This is a genomic window from Bacillus sp. TH17, assembly GCF_016651125.1.
GTDB lineage: Bacteria > Bacillota > Bacilli > Bacillales > Bacillaceae_G > Bacillus_A > Bacillus_A mycoides.
The window spans coordinates 2,025,780-2,044,275 of the sequence record NZ_JAEKEN010000001.1 but is presented as its reverse complement, the minus strand read 5'-3'; the positions used below and the strand labels follow the sequence as shown (position 1 = coordinate 2,044,275).

14 protein-coding genes and 2 pseudogenes are annotated in these 18,496 nt (G+C 32.8%); 2 read left to right on the top strand and 14 right to left on the bottom strand.

Annotation, left to right across the window (positions count from 1 at the left end):
• Positions 1–102 precede the first annotated feature (102 nt).
• The 3 genes from hblA to hblC form a co-directional block, all read right to left on the bottom strand.
• Positions 103–1,236: a hemolysin BL binding component B gene (gene hblA / locus JFT95_RS10335; protein ID WP_002016983.1), complete on the bottom strand. Its 1,134-nt coding sequence runs from the start codon at positions 1,234–1,236 to the stop codon at positions 103–105.
• A gap of 31 nt (positions 1,237–1,267) precedes the next feature.
• Positions 1,268–2,497 (bottom strand): hemolysin BL lytic component L1, encoded by a 1,230-nt coding sequence (hblD, locus tag JFT95_RS10330; protein WP_201053635.1) that lies wholly within the window; start codon positions 2,495–2,497, stop codon positions 1,268–1,270.
• Between the two features lie 62 nt (positions 2,498–2,559).
• On the bottom strand, positions 2,560–3,879 hold the full coding sequence (gene hblC, locus JFT95_RS10325; RefSeq protein WP_201052149.1) for a hemolysin BL lytic component L2: 1,320 nt from the start codon (positions 3,877–3,879) through the stop codon (positions 2,560–2,562).
• 603 nt (positions 3,880–4,482) lie between these two features.
• Between hblC and JFT95_RS29530 the strand changes: the two are divergent.
• Positions 4,483–4,572, top strand: a pseudogene (locus JFT95_RS29530) (undecaprenyl-diphosphatase); the annotation flags it as partial.
• Positions 4,573–4,579: 7 nt separating this feature from the next.
• Here the strand turns inward: JFT95_RS29530 and bla are convergent.
• From bla to JFT95_RS10305, 4 genes are all read right to left on the bottom strand, one after another.
• Positions 4,580–5,506 (bottom strand): class A beta-lactamase Bla1, encoded by a 927-nt coding sequence (bla, locus tag JFT95_RS10320; protein ID WP_374101546.1) that lies wholly within the window; start codon positions 5,504–5,506, stop codon positions 4,580–4,582.
• 222 nt (positions 5,507–5,728) lie between these two features.
• Entirely contained in the window at positions 5,729–6,610 is an 882-nt protein-coding gene (locus JFT95_RS10315) for an IS3 family transposase (protein WP_201052148.1), read from the bottom strand.
• An 8-nt stretch (positions 6,611–6,618) separates the two neighbouring features.
• Complete coding sequence (locus JFT95_RS10310) at positions 6,619–6,915, bottom strand: helix-turn-helix domain-containing protein (RefSeq protein ID WP_201053633.1); 297 nt, start codon at positions 6,913–6,915, stop codon at positions 6,619–6,621.
• A 177-nt stretch (positions 6,916–7,092) separates the two neighbouring features.
• The gene (locus JFT95_RS10305; protein WP_201052147.1) at positions 7,093–9,228 is read right to left on the bottom strand and encodes a peptidoglycan D,D-transpeptidase FtsI family protein; all 2,136 of its coding nucleotides are present in this window, start codon (positions 9,226–9,228) and stop codon (positions 7,093–7,095) included.
• 408 nt (positions 9,229–9,636) lie between these two features.
• Here JFT95_RS10305 and JFT95_RS10300 point away from each other — a divergent pair, with 408 nt between their 5' ends.
• A complete protein-coding gene (locus JFT95_RS10300) occupies positions 9,637–11,397 on the top strand; it encodes a peptidoglycan D,D-transpeptidase FtsI family protein (protein WP_201052146.1) in 1,761 nt (586 codons plus the stop codon).
• An 11-nt stretch (positions 11,398–11,408) separates the two neighbouring features.
• Here the strand turns inward: JFT95_RS10300 and JFT95_RS10295 are convergent, their stop codons facing one another.
• From JFT95_RS10295 to JFT95_RS10265, 7 genes and pseudogenes are all read right to left on the bottom strand, one after another.
• Positions 11,409–12,185 (bottom strand): SH3 domain-containing protein, encoded by a 777-nt coding sequence (locus JFT95_RS10295; RefSeq protein ID WP_201052145.1) that lies wholly within the window; start codon positions 12,183–12,185, stop codon positions 11,409–11,411.
• A 39-nt stretch (positions 12,186–12,224) separates the two neighbouring features.
• Positions 12,225–12,758: an RNA polymerase sigma factor gene (locus tag JFT95_RS10290; protein WP_201052144.1), complete on the bottom strand. Its 534-nt coding sequence runs from the start codon at positions 12,756–12,758 to the stop codon at positions 12,225–12,227.
• A gap of 202 nt (positions 12,759–12,960) precedes the next feature.
• Complete coding sequence (locus JFT95_RS10285) at positions 12,961–13,641, bottom strand: lipoprotein BA_5634 family protein (RefSeq protein ID WP_201052142.1); 681 nt, start codon at positions 13,639–13,641, stop codon at positions 12,961–12,963.
• A gap of 35 nt (positions 13,642–13,676) precedes the next feature.
• The gene (locus JFT95_RS10280; protein ID WP_201052140.1) at positions 13,677–15,614 is read right to left on the bottom strand and encodes an FtsX-like permease family protein; all 1,938 of its coding nucleotides are present in this window, start codon (positions 15,612–15,614) and stop codon (positions 13,677–13,679) included.
• Positions 15,589–16,359, bottom strand: a complete 771-nt coding sequence (locus tag JFT95_RS10275) for an ABC transporter ATP-binding protein (protein ID WP_201052138.1) — start codon at positions 16,357–16,359, stop codon at positions 15,589–15,591. The genes JFT95_RS10280 and JFT95_RS10275 overlap by 26 nt, the downstream gene beginning before the upstream one ends.
• A gap of 128 nt (positions 16,360–16,487) precedes the next feature.
• Complete coding sequence (locus tag JFT95_RS10270; RefSeq protein ID WP_063219781.1) at positions 16,488–17,474, bottom strand: sensor histidine kinase; 987 nt, start codon at positions 17,472–17,474, stop codon at positions 16,488–16,490.
• Between the two features lie 2 nt (positions 17,475–17,476).
• A pseudogene (locus JFT95_RS10265) lies at positions 17,477–18,180 on the bottom strand (response regulator transcription factor).
• Positions 18,181–18,496 lie beyond the last annotated feature (316 nt).

The window sequence follows — 18,496 nt, the reverse complement described above, 5'->3', positions numbered from 1 at the left end:
AAAAGACAGAGGCCTGATGATACCTCCGTCTTTTCAATTTATAAAGAACAAAAAATCATTTTATAACTGTATAAATGCCCTTGCAACAAATACTGTATTCCGCTATTTTTTTGAAGAAACAGGATCCATTTTTAATGTTTTTATCCCTTCTTTTAATGTAAACGCATCCGCTCTCAATGTTTTCCAACTATCTTTCGCTGCATTCAAATTAGGTTTTAGGAATTTGAATTTATTTTGATCCGCTTTTTGGGATGCTTTATCAATATGACTAAGCACTCCCGAATATTGAGAATCTAAATCATGCCATTGTGCAGACATATAGGTAAGTGCATTAATAGCCGATCCAATCGCATTGTGCATTTCATTAATATTATTATACGCAACACCAACTACACGATTTAATGTTACTTTATAATCTATAGTCTGACGTAATTGTGCTAACAACGGCTCTAACGTACCTAAATTATTTCTTGCTACCCCTATCATTACACCACCAGCAATCCACGTAGGAATTGAGGGAATTGATACAGTTATTATTCCATCTGATTCTACTTGTTTAAAATGTCTTACTTGCTCTAAAACTTCATTTAGGCGCTTTTCATCTTCATCAATTCCAGATGCTTGGTTTTTCAGAATCGAATGCAAAATATCTTTATGACCTGCAAATGCTCGGACATCTTCTCCAATACTATCTCTTAACTTAGCTAGTTCTTGTATTAAATTCTGTGTATATGCTTGATTTTGTTTAATCTCACCTTGTAAATCTGTCATGCCTTCTTTTAATGTGTCTGCATCCCCTTCATTAATCGCTTCTACTAATGTGTCATAATAATTGTCGAATTTAGTATCATACTCTACAATCCCCGTCAGTGTATCTAAAAGTTGTTTTTTTATGTGTGAATCCCATTTCGTAGCATGCTCTCTTGCATTCTTTTGATCTTGTAGAATTTGACTAGGTAGATTTGTATATCCTTTAATGTCAATGCCTTCAAAGTTAACATCTGGGTTTTTAATTAACAAATAAGAGTAATCATTCATGGATTTTGCAAATACCCCAGCATCTTGCAAAGCTTTTTTCATCTTTTCGCTGTTTACAGAAAGAGATATATCTTCGGTACTAGTTTGTTCCATTTTACTTTCACTTGCGAAGGCTGCCACTGGAGAAACTACAGTAGTTGTTGTCAGAGTTAAAAACGTCGATACAGCAAGTAGTTTATAAGGAAAGTTTTTATTCATTTTAATTCCTCCTATACATATATATTGATTTTTAATTTGTTTTTTCTTGTTTAAAAGCAATGTCTTTTGAAATGAATTCTGCATCCTTATGAATATCATTCCAACTTTGTTTTGCAGCCTTTAAATCATCAGGTATTAAAGAAAGTTTATGTTCTTGCATTTGGTCGATATTATCATATAGATCTTTATAATTCGCTCCCATCGTATTCCATTGTTGCTGAATACTTGTTAGAGACATAATTGCTTGATCAACTGTTTGATACAAATATGTTAAAGTGTCTTTTGTATTAGTAAGTGAAATAACTGCTTGGTTAGCTAAATCAGCTTTCATACTTAATTCTCCAATTTTATTCGAAATTTCATTATAGGAGTTCATATGATTAGATGCCTCAACACCAGCTGCTGTTCCTAAACCGATACCAGCTGCCCCTAGAGCTGTTAGACCACCAACAACAGCTGGTGTCGCTGTGCCACCGGTCACAACAATTACTACCGCTCCTGCAATCGTTCCGATAACTAAAATAGCTGCTCCTAATCCACCACCAATTGACCAGGCTAATACATTATCAAAATGTGCTTTCTGCGTAGAACGTAAATTTTCAATTTCGGCCTGAAGTTGTGGGACTAGTGCTTGTTTTCCCGCTAATATAGCCGTTAATCCCCCTTGTCCATCTGGACCTCCAACATTATTTTTAAAATCTACAGTATTTGTATACAACTTTGTTTTGAAAGCTTCTAACATCTTAATAACTTCCGTAACTTCATTTGAATTTGTATGAATTGTACCGATTAAATCCCCTATTCCTTCTTTGAGGCCCGCCTTATCTTTCTTTTTTACAGTATCTACTAGTGTGTCGTAATAATTTTGAAATTGTTCATCATAATTTACAATATTACGTGCTGTCTTTTGAATGTTTGGCTTCGCTGTATCTAGCCAGTAATTTGCATTGATTCGTGACAGTTCCTGATTCAGGTGAATGTTTTTGATTAATTCTCCCCCTCCTGAACCTAAATCAATGTTGGATAAATTTACATTCGGTTGCTTAATCATTGTTTTTGCGTACAAATCCATTACAAGAATATGAGAGCCTGTTTCAGCCAACACTTTCTTTAACCCTTCAGGTCCTAACGCATAATTTTCTATTTTCTGTTCTTGTGCTGTCTGTTCTTGTGCAAGTGCGTGAATAGCACTACTATTCGTAGCAGTTATAACCGTTGCTAAAGTGGCCAAAGTTATGACCTTAAATGGAAATTTCATTATTTGATTCTCCTCCTTATTTTCAATTGAGTTATTATCTTTTTATTAAACCTAAATTCTTAATATTAAAATTTATAAACTTGTTCTTCGAGTTGATTTGTTACATTTTTTAGTCGTCTTAATGTATCTTTTTGAGACTGAGTGTTACTAGTATCAACTTCAGTCAATAATTTTGTAATACTATTATTTATTAGATTCAAATCCTCTTTATAACGTTTCATTAGCTCAATTTCTCCATCTACTTGATTAGCAAATGTATGCAAATCATTTTGCATGAAAAGAATCATTGATTTTTGTAAATCTGCTACTGTTAATTTAGTTGTTAAGTCATATAATTTCTGATTTTGTTTCTCTAAATCATTTAAATATACTCTTTGCTCTGCTGTTAGTTTATTAATTTCGGCAAAGGTACTATATGTTTTTTTAATTTTTTCAGGATCAATCACTTTCATAAGATCATACTCTTTCGTTTTTGTAACTGCAGCTGCAGCAATTTCACCTTTTTTACTTTTCTCTATCGCTTCACGTGCTTCTTTTTTGGCAGCTTCAATTTCTATAGCTGATTTTCCCTTTTCTGTTGCTTCCTGCTCTGCTTTCTTCTCTGCTTCTACAATAGTATTATTTATTTCTTTTCCTTTGTTATACGCTACTACCGCTGTTTGAGCAGCCGGTTCAATGATATCTTTTGATAGGCTATAAATCTCTTGGAATACCTTTAGCCCTTGTTCATTTAAAGCTCCTGGTAATAATGCTATTTGCTCTAAATCATTTTGAATTGATTTTTTTGTATTTAGCATTTCATTTTTTAACTTGTCTATTTTTCCTGTTCCCTCTGAACTAAGTACACTCTGTGCTTTTACCACATCTGTATCAAGATTTTTCAGTTTCTTATCTACCTGTAGTTTAAGATCTGTTAACTCATTAATCTGACGTTGCACGTTTTCTTGGTTTGTTATAGTCATATCTTGAAGAACTTCCAGTCTATCTATAAACCCTTCTTTATCTTCCTTATTATCTACAAATCCTTTTAATGCTGGATAATAGCTATTAAATTTCGTTGTAAATCCTTTACTTTTTGAATTTAGTAGAATTAATTTTGGATATAGTTCTGATGACCACTCTTTCATATCTTGTTTAATTAGAAATTGAGTTGTATTTAAAGATGGAACTTCTTCAAGTTGCACATTCGGACTTGCTAAGGCTCCATCTATAAAGGTTTGTGTTAATTTGGAGTGTGCACCTATTTTTCGTAATGCTGAGGAAATATCTATATTTTCTTGTTTCGTTTCTGCCTGAACGATTGGCGTTGCGAGAGTATTGATAGGAATAGTCGCTCCAGTAACGATTGATGTTATTAAAAATCCTGTCATAATTTTATTCTTCATTCCGTACACCTCTTCACTATTGTTTTTTACAGTTTTAATCGTAAATGTTGTACAACCTAACGTTAGGATTTCTTCACATATACTTGAGGATAGAGATTTTTTCAAAAAAGTAATTACATCTCGTTTTTTATTTATTTTTGATAGAATATAAGGACCTTACTTCCCCCTCATTTTAAACACTATGTTTTTCATAAGTAAACCAGAAAATCGCTTTGATTAAATTTGATTTTTCAGATATTTATTATTCAAATTATAAAATATTATATTTAAAAAAGTTAAATCCAAATTTCATTTCATAAAGTGAAATAATTATACTATGATAATTAAACATAAAAATCCTTTTATTCCCCAAATCCTATATGAATCCCTCATCCAAAAATGATTTTACTATAATTTAATAGTGATTGACGCATATGTGTCTTTTATATGGATATGTAAAATTACATATCCATATAGGAGTAACTAGCATACATACGCCAAAATATTATTATCGTATATATAATAATCATGTTACTACGAACACCACAGGAGAAAACTCCCCTCATGCACTTTAGAGGATAAATTATCCATGAAATAATAATTTTTGCTTATATACTTACTATTATTATAGGAATACAAAAAAGCGATTCTTTTCACAGTAAAAAGAATCGCTTTCTAGGTTCCTATTTTCAATTACATTACATAAAGAATTGAGAAATTATCATTTAAGAGCCTTAACTATCACTTCAGTTGCCTCTGCAATTAGTTGATTATCATAGGTAGCCTCTTTCTCATCTTTACTAGATAAAATTGTGATGATAATGGGTGCTCTATTAGGCGGCCAAACGATAGCAATATCATTTCGTGTCCCATAACTTCCCGCTCCTGATTTATCTCCAACTACCCAGTCAGTTGGTACACCTGCACGAATAAGTTTGTCTCCTGTAGCATTTCCTTTCATCCACTCTGTAAGAATTTTACGTTTATCAGCTGGAAGTGCATTTCCGACCGTAAAAGCCTTAAGATTGGTAGCAATCGCTTTTGCTGTACTAGTGTCACGAATGTCTCCTGGAATAGCCTCGTTTAACTCTGTCTCAAAGCGATCAGCCATAGTAACCCGATCACCCATCTGTCTAAGCGCTTTTTCATATCCTTTAGGTCCGCCTATTTTATTAAATAGAATGTTCCCTGCAGTATTATCACTGGAACGAACAGCGGCCTCAGCAATTTGTCCTAATGTCATTCCGGTATCTACATGTTTCTCTGTAACGGGTGAATATTCCACCAAGTCGTCTTTCGTATAAGTGATAACTTCATTTAATTTCTTAGTTGAGTTTTGCTGTAGCAATACTCCTGCCGCTAATGCCTTGTAGGTTGATGCAAAGGCAAATCTTTCGTTAGGTCGATAAGCAATTGTTCGATTTGTACCAGTATCAATAGCATACACACCTAATCGAGCATCAAATTTTTTCTCAAGTTGAGAGAATTCTTTATACGTCGCATGATTTTTATGTTTAACTGGTCCGGTCTTTTCTTTCGCTTCAACTTGCAATGCCCCTCCTGTAAAAGCTTCTAGGCTTGTAAGACTTAAACCTAATATACCAACACATAAACCTATTTTTAGCATCCTCTTGTTTTTCAAAATCATCATTCCTTTCAAATTTTCAATACTGAAAACAAGTAGTAAATTCAATACACTGTATCCTATTTGAAAACCTGTTTTTATACGTACACATAATAGACCATCTAAGAAACAAGTTTGTTCCATAAATTTAAAACCTTTTTAACTAGTAGCCAAGATATTAACAAAAGTAAGAGATAGCAACTATGCAGTGACCCCTGTCAAGTAGACAGTATTTAAAAAGCGCAACTAAGCAACCTGAGTTCTATATTTATATGGACTCAGGTTATTTAATTTCTTTTGAAATCTTTGATGATTATAAAAGTGCATATATTTACGCACGGCAAGTTTGACCTCATTCGCTTTACGGAAGGAGTATAAATGAAAACACTCTGCCTTAAAGTGACTGAAGAAGTTTTCCATACAAGCATTATCCCAACAGTTGCCTCTTCGAGACATACTTGCCTTCATCTGATATTTTTTAAGTAATTGATTATATTGACGAGATGTATACTGGGATCCTTGATCACTATGTAAGAGGATTCCCTTCACATTTCGTTTTTTCTTTGCCTTTTTAAGCGTATCTAAAACAAGCTTTAAGTCGTTTCTACGACTGGTTTCATAGGCAACAATTTCATTATTGTATAAATCCTTAATAGCGGATAAGTACAAGCGCTGTCCATTGAAAATCAAATAGGTAATATCGGTTACCCATTTCTCATTCGGTTTTGAAGCCTGAAACTCCCTATTTAGATGGTTCTCTGAAATCACATAAGCTTCTTTTTTTACGTAATAAGGTCGTTTTTTCCTAATTACGGCTTTGATACCTAGTTCACTCATCAATCTTTGGATGTGCTTATGGTTCAAATGAAGGTTATATGTGGCTTTCAGCCACACTTGTATTCTTCTATATCCATAAATTCCTCTTAATTTTTTATGACACTCCAATATCTTTTTCTTAATTTCGATATCCTCTGATTGTTTTTTAGAAGGCGTCGTATGCCGTTTTAGCCATTTGTAGTATCCACTTCTGGTTACACCAGCAATATCGCATAGAATGGTCACTGTATAACCTGTTTTTGTCATTTCATGGATGACTTCGAATTTTTTTATTTTGGATACGACTTTCATTCCTCCTTTTACATCCCTAAGAGCTTTTTTAACATTTCATTTCCCGCTTCTAATCGTCTGATCTTAGCTTCAGGATCTTCGGGTCTAACCCTTGGTCTACCTAAACCTGGTCCTTTCGCTTTACCGCGTTTTTCTTCTAGTCCTTTGATTCCTTCAGCTTCAAAGTGTTTCACCCAACGACTTACAACCGAGTGATGAATACCTAATTCTTTCGCAATGGTTTTATAGCTCATGCCTTCTTTTAAGTATAAATCTATAGCTTGTTTCTTAAATTCTACATCGTAAGTGACTCTAATTTTTCCTATGAAAAAATCCCCTCCATAGTAAACAGGTTAATGTGCTTTCTTTTTCCTGTCTACTATAAGGGGATCATATCACTATGATAGCCGCTATCTCTTATTTCAAATTTTCCTTTTTCTTTAACTTATAAAGGCTTTTATATAAACAGGGTCTCTTCCCCTGAGAAAAGTGCACAAATTTTACTATCTTTGATTCGAACTATCTGTACTAGCAGCTTCACCATGTATACGTTGCTTTTTTAAATCAAAGTATACATCTAAAATTTCCTTTCCAATTATAGAATTAATTCCATTTTTATCATCATGAAGCCATGGGACTACTACAGAAAATGCTACTTCTGGATTATCATATGGAGCATATCCAACTAATGTTAAGTTATAACATTCCATACGTTCTCCTTTTGCATTTCTACCAATTGGATCATCTCCACCATATACAGTTTGAGCTGTCCCTGTCTTTCCTGCTGGTTTATATGGCGCATTTTTGAAATACTTCACGCCAGTTCCATCACCTTCTTGGAATACCCATCTAAAGCCTTCTTTTATCCGATCAATATGTTCTTTCTTCATATCAACTCGATTTAATACGACAGGCTCTATAGAGCGTATAACTTTACCGACCTCTTCTTCTTTTATTGATTGCTCTCGTATTTCTTGTACAATTTGGGGTTGCATTCTATATCCACCATTTGCAATAGTTGAAATATATTGTGCCAATTGCAATGGCGTATACGTATCATACTGACCGATAGAAAAATCTAGTAAAAACCCAGGTTGACTATCTACTTTTCTCGTTTGCCCAATTATTTCATTCGGTAAATCAATACCTGTTGGTACCCCTAAACCAAATTGTTTAAAATAATAACGCATTTTATCAAATGCTTCTTGTTTAATATCCAATGAACCATTCGGTACGTAATTAACTCCCGCAATTTTTAAAGCTGTCTGGAACATGTATACATTCGAAGATACTTGTAAAGCTCGTAAATCATTAATATTACCAAATCCGGATACATTCCATGATTTCTTGGCTTGTGTACCTTTAAATTTCATCGGTGCATCATAAAATTGATCTCCTGGCTGTATTGCCCCTGTCTCATATCCAGTTAATAACGTTGCGCCTTTTACAGCTGATCCTAGCTCATACGAAGTTGTCATGTTACCTAATGCCAAATCCTCAATCTCTATTTTCCCTTCTTTTTCTACAATCTTTTTGCCTGCCATAGATAAAATCTGTCCGTTATTTGGATTTGTCATGACGACAAACGCTCGGTCCAACAATGGCTCTGAACTCTTAAAAGCTCTCAAATTTTTCTCTATACTTTCTTCCACTTTCTTTTGTAATTCCATATCAATCGTTAATGTTAAACTACTACCACTTTTTCCTTTAGAGATTATTTCTGTGTTTATAATGTTTCCTGATTTATCAGTAATGTTTTTCACTTCTTCTTTTGTGCCGTGTAATACATCTTCATATCGTTGTTCAATATAACTTTTTCCTACACGATCATTACGGTTATATCCACGTACCAAATAAGAATCTAAGTTTTCTTTCGGTAATCCTTCTTCACTACTTGTAATATTACCTAACACGGAACGAAATAAATTACCATTTACATAATTACGTTCCCAATCAACTGTTGTATCTACTCCTGGAAACTCCGCAAGTTTTTCACTTATCCGCGCATATTCTTGATCTGTCACATCTTTTTTTATAATTTGTGGTGTCAGTTGATAACCTGAACTCATTTTACTTTTAATAGCTAACACCTTTAAATCTTGTGCTGTTAATTCTGCCAATTCTACTTCTGTAACGCGACTTCGTCTTAAGTCTTGAATTTTTTTGTCTAGTTCTTTTCCCTCTATTCCCTTTTCTTTAAAATTTCCTATGTCTTTTTTAGTAATCTTTGATTCCGCACGTTTCGTATTCAATTGCATCCAAAAATCTTTTTTATCGATATCGGTTAATTTATTTATATCTTGCTCAGGCATTTCAAGTACCTTCGCCAAGTCTTTTGCTGTTTTTAAAATATCTTCACTCGTAATCCCCTTTACCCTTGTATACGTAATTGTGCGAAGAGATTTATTATTAACGACCGTTTTCCCTTCTCGATCTAGAATCTGTCCACGTGGAACTGGTATACTAGTTGTTTCATTTTGACTGTTTTCCACTTGGTTCTTATAAGCCTCTCCCTCAACGATTTGTACTTTTCCTAGCTGCATAATAATAGCTGAGAATAGTACAAATATGCAAAGGAACATTATATTCAATCGAATAGATATATATGTCTTCTGTTTCTTTACTTTTTGTTCTTTCATAAATCCTCCATATAATTCTTCAGGAAATCCTCACTAATACTTAGTAAATAAATATACTAAAAGCGTTCCCTATATATTAGAAACCACTATTCAGTTATAATAGTGTCTTATCTTTTTTGTTAAATCCTTGTAAGCATCCATTCCTTTTGGTTTAGCCGCGTAATTGATAAATCTCCCTTCCTGTTTTTTTCTCTATTTTTTTGTCGCCTGCATTAGAAATGCTAAACTGTATAATGACTCATATTAAACTTACACATAGACTTACTATTAACATGTACTTTTTTTCATACTGATTGTTCCTTTCTTCATGCTGTAATACTTAATAGACAACCTAAGTAATAAAGTTGTTCCACATTTACAAAAAAAAATTAACTATAAGATGGAATAGGCTACATAAGGGAGGGTTATATGTTACATACGAAAAGATGGAGATTTTTTGCGGTTCTTTCTATTGTAAGTGTGATTTTACTAATTTTATTAAAAATCAACTTCATTTCAATTACTATCGCAACTTCTTCAGCTGAAAGAGGAAAAATTCTTGATCAAAATGGTGTAATACTAGCTACAAATAAGAAAGTTAAGTCTCTATATTGCACTTCTAATGATGAAAAACTATCGAATAAAGATACATCAAACACATTAGCTTTTTTCAATCAATTTTCAAACGAGTTTCAACATGACATTTCTACAGAGGACATAAAATCTCAATTACAACAATCCTGTAATAAGCAGACTATGAATGAAATATCCTTATACTCTGATATAAATAAAAATGAAATTTCATTCATAAACAAGAATAAACCTAAAAATGTAGTGATCAAAGACGAATTCATTCGATATTATCCAAAGAACGAAATTGCTTCACAAGTAATTGGGTATGTAGAAAATGACCTTAATTCTAAAAATGTACCTGTTGGTAAAAGTGGGATTGAGTTTCAATATGAAAATGATTTAAAAGGAAAACCCGGAAAAACTCTGATTTTTAAAATGAATAATAAAAAGTTCTTATGGAACATTCAAAAAGTACAAAAAGGAAAAGATGTCCGGCTAGCTTTAGACTCTAAATTGCAGCAAAAAACAGAGGAAGCACTAAGATCTCAAATTAAGAAAGTACCTGATGCTAATGCTGGTTATGCAGTAGTAACCGATGTAAAAACTGGCGCAATATTAACTATGGCCAATTCGGCAGTTTTTGATCCAAATATATTAAATACACATGTATCATCTAAAAAAGAAAACATTAAATCCCTTTCGCAAAATAAAGCAATTCAAAAATTAATGTATGGTGAATCTTATGTAAATATGGCCTCTACTATAAAGCCACTTACTATTTTAATCGGATTAAACGAAAAGCTTTTTCAACCTGAGGATACATATTTGGATAATGGTAGTTTTCAGTATGATAATCAAAATAACATCACTAATGCTCCTGGAACACCAACAGGTGAAATTACACCGAGTCAAGCTATCATTAATTCATCAAATACATTTATGACAGCAAAAGTAGCTCTCCCCTTATTCAACCGAAATAATGGGAATATAGAAAAAGTAGCAAATATATGGACAGATTATTTAAAGCAATTTGGCCTCCGCTCTAAAACTGGTATTGATTTACCCTTTGAAGAAGACGGAGAATATGAATTTCATCCATCTAATAAGTTTGAAAATGGAATCTCTGCTTTATTAAATGCATCTTGGGGAGGAAATGAAGTACACACCCCTCTTCAACTTGCTCAATATGCAGCAACTTTGGCAAGTAAAGGTGATAAATATAAACCTCAAATCGTAAGTGCTATTATTGGTCAAGACGATAAGGAAACAAAAAAGTTTAAACCACTCTTAGAAAGTTCAAATCGTTATCCTATGAAATTTTGGGGTGTCGTGCAAGGTGGGATGAGTCAAAATATAGAGGAGATTAAAAACTTGCCCTTTCATGTCGCGGGTAAAACAGGGATAACTGGCTCTCCGAACGAGCAAGAAAGAATGATAAATCATTCTCTTTTCATTGCATATGCTCCTACCGAAGATCCAAAAATTGCTATTTCTGTCGTTATTCCTGGTAGTAATTCGGAAAAAAATATTGCTGCTCTCGTTACATCAGAAATTTTAGAGTGCTGGAATTCACTTCAAAAAGAGAATAAAGATAAAGAGGAAGGTTCATTAAAGTGAACCTTCCTCTTTTACCATATAGAATCTATATTCGTTATTTCCCATATACCTTCATCATTCTTTTCAAATATGAAAGAATATTTAATATCAGTTAAAACATACTCTTTTTGTACATATCCAGTATAACCGTTAATTGTCGATATTTTTATATATCCATCATTCTGCGTTTTTTCTGGAATCAAAGCTTTTACCATTTCATTAGATACTTCATATAAAACTTGTGATTCTCGTTTTGGTTCAGCTAAAATTTTCGTTTTATTTCCAGTAACAGTTGCATATATAAAATGCGATTGCTTTGGTTGGTTACTTTCTGTCAATCCACTTGGTACTTTGTATGATTTCTTTGTATCATTTGCAAATTCTCCCCCCATTGTAAGAGCGACTTGCAACTCATGAAAAATATCCTCATCAAACTTCAATTCATCCTTCTGATAACTTTTCCCTTTAAATAGAACTTCATCATTTAACGCTCTATACAGGTCATTTTCATTTTTTGAATTTGTACTTCGATATAACTCATTCATAAATTGTTTTAATGATGGATCTTGAGCAGACTCATCTTTTGTTTTAGGCTTAATTTGAGTACTACTTTGTACCGGTGATTTATTATCATCAAGCCAAGGTTGTTGAACAATAAAAAATAACATTGTACAAACCAAAACAACTAAAATAGGCAATGCTTTTTTACGAAATGGTCTCTTGTATGGTACAGAGTCTACTTCACTATTTTGGTATATCGATTGCTTTATTTTATAAATAAATGCTTCTTCATCTTTACGACGCTCCATTGGTCCATTTTTTAATTTGCTATACCAGTCAGGATTTTTTTACTGTTCATCACTTCTACCCTCCCCTATTAATTTTGAAACTTTACTTCTTGCTCTGCTTAACCTAGATTTGACTGTTCCAATGGATACACCTAATGTTTCAGCCATTTCTTCATAAGATAATTCATATTTCGCGTCCAACATTAGTATTTCGCGGTGTTTTTTAGGTAGTTTTAATACAACATCCCACACATCATTCATTTCCTCTTGATTAAAAAATTCTTGTTCTGCCGATGGAGATTGCTTATCGTCACTAAAAAATCCCACTAAAGATATCCTTTTAAAATAAGAGGATTTCAAATAGTTTATTGCCGTATTTCTTGTAATTTTTAATATCCACGTTTTAATAGATGACTCCTTTCGAAACGAATTCCAATGTTTAAAAACCTTAATAAATACATCTTGTGTGATGTCATCTGATAAGTGTGGATCTTTCGTAATAATAAATGAATAATTCCATACATCTTGCCAATAGTCTTTTATAACATAGTCAAGCTCATCATGATTACATTTTTCAATAAACTTCTGTTCCATTTCCACACCTCAAACTTATTTGAATAAACATAAAGCTGCCCTCACTTTTAATATGGTTTCAATATATAGACATGATACAAGTTTCATTTGTTCCATTGTTTATCTTTTTTTCGACAGATGATATTTCTAAAAAAATGTAATAAAAAAGACCAGGATAAATTCTTAAAATCATCCTGGTTTTTCTGTATTAAATATATTTTCATTATTTTTTTATAATAGAAACCGCATCTAATACATCCACTTGACTCCCCATAGTTTTAGTGAGTTTTTTCCATTCAGTTTCTGCTTGTACAGCCGTAACATCATCTGTGTTATATGGTCTATCTTCACCATACGATTTATTGAAATGAAGGATTTCCATTGATGTTTCATTTACAGGGATTTGATTGAAAGTCGCATTATCAACAATTACAATCAATTCCTCGTAATTTGGATTACGATAGTGACCAAACCAATTATCACTAGCATACTGGACATCTATTTTCTTTTCATTAATTGTTAATTCCTTGATTTTTTTATTTTTCTTACTAGCTAGTAAGACAGCTTTACCTTTTGGAACTGAAGGTACTGACTTAATTGGGTCTGAACTCCATACTTCATCATCATTATCTGACTCTCTTAATACACCTAACCCAACCATTTTTTTCGCTGTTTTTTGATCCATCATTAATACTTGTTTACCATCAATTTCTGCTTGCTTCACTTTATACAAAGTGTTGGTCTTAATTTCACTTTTATGTTGATTTACTATTCCTTTTAATGATTGTTCTCCTCCAATTAATAAAGCGGCATTCCTTGGTTCTTCTTTCTTCCCAAAAGAACAAGCTCCTAACATAGAAATAGATACAATCCCTGCCACGCACACTTTCATTACTTTTTTCATTGCTTTTTCTCCTCTTTGCTTGTTTTATCAATACGCTACATAATTTTTTTATATAACCGTTGTAAATAACGCCAACGGACAGTGAAAAAGTACACACTTTGAATGGATATAAAGGCTAGTATAATTAAAATCGAAATCTTTAAAACAGAGTAGTCAATTAGCTGTTGCAAGGCTATAAAAGCGACCCCGCTATGAATAATCGCTATAATGATAGGCAAGAAGAACATTAGTATAAGCTGTCGTGTTACGATTTTCTTTAGTTCTTTTCTACTTAGACCGACCTTCGCAATCATTTCGTATTGTTGTTGTTCTCTTTCTAAATCTGCATATAGCCTGAAATATAATAGGCTGGCTGCAAACGTAAAGAATACAATACCTACTAAAACACTGACGATAAGTAAAATGCCGTTCTCTTGTTTCGAAGAAATCCATTCAGAATACAACGCTTTAAAATAATGATGTGCTTGCCCCGAATTATGATTACCCATTGTTTCTTCTAATTTTTTTGTAACCACTCTTGATTTCTCCCAATTTCCCACGACAAAACCATATTGACTTTTCATTACGTAAGAATCATCTTCCGTCTTTCTGTTAGGGATTTTATCGTACAGAGAATCCGAAACAACAATAATGGCTCCACTTGAATTTGGGAGAACTATATGTGGGACCGCCTTCTTGACCCAGAGGGACATTTCTAAGTTTTCCTGTACTACATCTATTTTCTCGGGTATATCTTTTCCTCTTGCATACTTTTCTTTTTGCGAAATTATTGAGGGTACTATAATCGCTTCTTGATCATTATCTATCTTTTCCATTTCATACCCGAAGATTTTTGCAAACTTGTTATACTCTGATACTTTGATTAGCACTAAATTATTTTCCGTGAATTTAGGATTCGTAACCGCTACCTGATAAGAGAAATTTGAGCGAGTAATTTGTTTTTTTATTTCTGTAATGTGCTCTTCTTCTTGTGCATTTTCTCCTAACGAAGTATAGGTAAATGCAAATGGGTTGGTCATTTCGGTTAATCCCTTATTTCCCATTGCTAGGCATGTACCAATCCCTGTGAAGGCCACAGCGGAAACAATCGCTAGCATAAAGAACATAGTTGCATTATCCTTCATACGATAGGCCAATTCAGATATAGTAAGAAGGTTTGTTTTATTAAAAAACAAAGTGTCTTTTTTCTTTAAGACACGTATTACATACACGCTCAACTGTGAAAATAGAAAATATGTCCCTATCACTACAAAGACTACCCCTCCAAGTAAGTAAGGCATAATGAAGTTTCTTTCTAGTACGAAATAGAACACACATCCATACCCTAATCCAATGAAGAATACGGAAAGAAATGCTAATGCTTTTGATGCCTTTGGCTCTGGTTTTGGCTTTTCCTCTGATTTCATCAAATCAATTAACTTGTTTGCTTTTACCATTTTAGAAGTAAACAACGAAATGACTAGAAACAGAATCAAAAATGCGCCAGTTGTCGTAAAGACAGCTTTTATAGGAACGTAAAAAGGAAGACCCTTATCAATCGCTAATATATTTTCACTTGCCAATAAATTGAGCTTTGAAAATATCAAACCAATTAAGATACCAAATGTAATTGAAGCGACTCCAATTAACATATTTTCTAAAAAAATTAATTTATTTAACTGCGCCGGTGTCATACCATGCATGATTAAAATTCCAAATTCTTTTTTTCTTGTTTTTAAAAAAGAACTCACCGAATATAAAAGAAAGAAGAATGAAAATACAAAAATGAGATATTGAGAGATTTGCATCCCCATTGTTCCTAAAAGGCTCATTGTTTTACTTGTGGAGGCTAGTTCTCCTTGTAAATCAGGATGAAAAAGTAAGAGTGAATATGTGAAAAAAACCATAACTGAAAATGAGCTACTTAGAAAGTGTGCAGCATAAGTCCGCTTACTTCGAATGATATTATTAAAAGCGAATCTTTGAAAAGTCATGCTTACGACCTCCTAGTAATGCAAGTACATCTATAATTTTTTGATAAAACATTTGTTGGTTTTCTCCGTTATAAATTTCGTTATATAATTTTCCATCTTTAATAAATACAACGCGATCACAAAAACTTGCAGCCACTGGATCGTGCGTAACAAGCATCATTGTTGCATCTTGTTCTTTATTTAATCGTTTTAATAACTCCATTACATCATTAGCCGCTTTTGAATCTAAGTTTCCTGTCGGCTCATCTGCAAGTAATAATTTAGGTTTATGAATTAGAGCACGTGCAATTGCTGTTCTTTGTGCTTGTCCGCCCGATATTTCATATGTTCGTTTATTTAATATATCTTGAATGCCTAATTTTTCTGCAATACCTTCTACACGCTGATTCATATCCTCAACTTTAGTACCATCTAACGTCAGAGGAAGAACAATATTTTCTTTTACAGTTAATGTTGTAAGAAGATTGAATGCTTGAAACACAAAACCTAATTCACGTCTTCGAAATAATGCCAGTTCATTTTGAGATAATTGATATGGATTTTCTCCATTAATCAATATTTCTCCTGATGTGCGAGAATCAATAGTAGAAACCATGTTCAACAAAGTAGTTTTTCCACTTCCTGATGGTCCCATTATTCCTACAAACTCCCCTTTTTTCACACTCAAATTAATGTCGGCGAGCGCTTCATAAGATACCTTTCCTGTATAGATTTTACTCAGTTCACAGACCTTTAATATTTCCATATCGTTTTGCTCCTTTTTATCTTTTAATAACCTAAGTTTATCTAAGCGTCCCTTCTTCTCATATCGATTAACCTTTCATATATCTAACAGGTCTGTAATATTTCTGAAAAGTTAAACTAAATACCGTTCTAACGATTTGCATAAGGGAAAATAATACAGATTGTTGTTCCTTTTCCTACTTCCGACTTTATTTCAATATCATGTTCCAATCTTTTTATAATATTTTTCACAAGATATAATCCCATCCCAGTAGATTCCTTAAATTTCCGACCGTTTATTCCCGTATAAAATGGGCGGAATACTCTCGGGAGGTCTTCTTTTGGGATTCCCACACCATGATCGTGTATTTCAAGGATTACTGAGCGCTCTTCTTCTAATGTAGTAATAGTAACGTTTTTTCTACTTCCTGCTGAATACTTAATGGCATTGGATATCACTTGATGAATAACAAACCGAAGCCACTTTCTATCGGTTTCTACCATAATAGTTTGTTTTACTTTTACTTCTGGATAAACATAGCTACGGATAAACAGACGTTTATTTTCACGGATTACTTCTTGAACGATTTCCTGTAACGAAACTCTTTCCACATAAAAATCTTGCTCAAACGTTTGTAATCGCGCCATATATAAGACCATTTCTAATCCGTACTGCATTTGATCTACTTCTTCCACAATACTTTCAAAAACCTCCCCATTCTCTTCTTGTGTGATCAGTTCAATAACTGATAGGGGCGTTTTCATCTGATGCACCCATTGATTAATAAATGTAAGGTGCTCTTTTTGTTTATATTCCCAAGTCTTTAACTGTTGATGATATTGACTGTATTGTGTCTTTAACACACGCTGAAGTGCTACTGATAATGGAGTGGAATCGAGTTCTTCTAAGTAGTCCTCTAATGTTTCAGAAGGGTTGGATAATTTGTTATAAAATCTACGATGGCTAAAGTAGCGATAAAGTAAAAACGCAATTAAAAAGCACCCTCCTAAAAACACACTATATAACGCAGTAGATAAGTGGTTATATCCATCCAGCCAATAAACAGTTAAAACGACAAATAGCTGAATGATTGAGAAACAGATGAAAGGGATATGTTCACGTAAAAATAAATTCATTATTATACCTCATCATTCTTCCAAGTTATTTTCAAACGATATCCAGCACCACGAACTGTTTCTAATGCATTTTTTATTCCGATTTCCTCTAATTTTTTTCGGACACGTGTAACATTTACACTTAACGTATTATCATCTACATACGTATAGTCATCCCAAAGTTTTTCTAAAATTTTCTCTCGACTAACAATACTAGGAGATTGTCGTAAGAGAATTTCTAGTAAAACAGTTTCTTTTTTGACAGTATACACATGCTATCATTTAGCTTTAATTCCATTTTTTCTGGATAAAGTATTAAACCGGATTGCTGAACAACTCTTTCTTCCGCTTTCGGTGCGTATTCTCCGTAAATTCTTCGAAGATGACTTCGGATTTTTGCCATTACAACTTCATAATGAAACGGTTTAGTGATATAATCGTCTGCACCATGTTCAAGTGCCATAACTTGCTCCATCTCTCCACTACGTGCTGATATAAATATAATGGGACAAGTAGAGACCGTTCTAATTTGTCTGCACCAGTAGAAACCATCAAAACTCGGTAAATTTACATCTAATAAAACTAAATCAGGTTGAATTTTTTCAAAGTTAGCCAAAATATTTTCAAAATCCTCTGTAATATTCCCTTCATACCCGTACTTATTAATATGGGATTGAAGTAGTTTAGAAATTTTTTGGTCATCTTCTACAATCATGATTTTATACATATATTTAGCTCCTTTTATTTATGTATCTATTTATTATCTAGAAATATCTAATTAATACTTTTATCTTTTAGTATAAAGAAATTCCCCTCTTACTTATATTGAATAACCTTACTTCAAACTAACAGTTTTGTAATATTTCTGAAAATAAAGTTAAGTATAATAGCTCTTATTTTTTAAATTTCAATTATCTAATTTAACATTTTAAAATTTGTTGTTTTATAATTTTTAAATAAAAAATAATCGTATTTAATTGTGTAAAAAACACGTAATTAAATACGATTATTAAAATCATAAAATCTGCGTTTAGACATAAATT

Coding starts and splice junctions, on each gene's coding strand:
- hblA (WP_002016983.1), bottom strand. CDS start 1,236: ATGAATAAAAACTTTCCTTATAAACTACTTGCTGTATCGACGTTTTTA.
- hblC (WP_201052149.1), bottom strand. CDS start 3,879: ATGAAGAATAAAATTATGACAGGATTTTTAATAACATCAATCGTTACT.
- bla (WP_374101546.1), bottom strand. CDS start 5,506: ATGATTTTGAAAAACAAGAGGATGCTAAAAATAGGTTTATGTGTTGGT.
- JFT95_RS10315 (WP_201052148.1), bottom strand. CDS start 6,610: ATGAAAGTCGTATCCAAAATAAAAAAATTCGAAGTCATCCATGAAATG.
- JFT95_RS10305 (WP_201052147.1), bottom strand. CDS start 9,228: ATGAAAGAACAAAAAGTAAAGAAACAGAAGACATATATATCTATTCGA.
- JFT95_RS10300 (WP_201052146.1), top strand. CDS start 9,637: ATGTTACATACGAAAAGATGGAGATTTTTTGCGGTTCTTTCTATTGTA.
- JFT95_RS10295 (WP_201052145.1), bottom strand. CDS start 12,185: ATGGAGCGTCGTAAAGATGAAGAAGCATTTATTTATAAAATAAAGCAA.
- JFT95_RS10290 (WP_201052144.1), bottom strand. CDS start 12,758: ATGGAACAGAAGTTTATTGAAAAATGTAATCATGATGAGCTTGACTAT.
- JFT95_RS10285 (WP_201052142.1), bottom strand. CDS start 13,641: ATGAAAAAAGTAATGAAAGTGTGCGTGGCAGGGATTGTATCTATTTCT.
- JFT95_RS10280 (WP_201052140.1), bottom strand. CDS start 15,614: ATGACTTTTCAAAGATTCGCTTTTAATAATATCATTCGAAGTAAGCGG.
- JFT95_RS10275 (WP_201052138.1), bottom strand. CDS start 16,359: ATGGAAATATTAAAGGTCTGTGAACTGAGTAAAATCTATACAGGAAAG.
- JFT95_RS10270 (WP_063219781.1), bottom strand. CDS start 17,474: ATGAATTTATTTTTACGTGAACATATCCCTTTCATCTGTTTCTCAATC.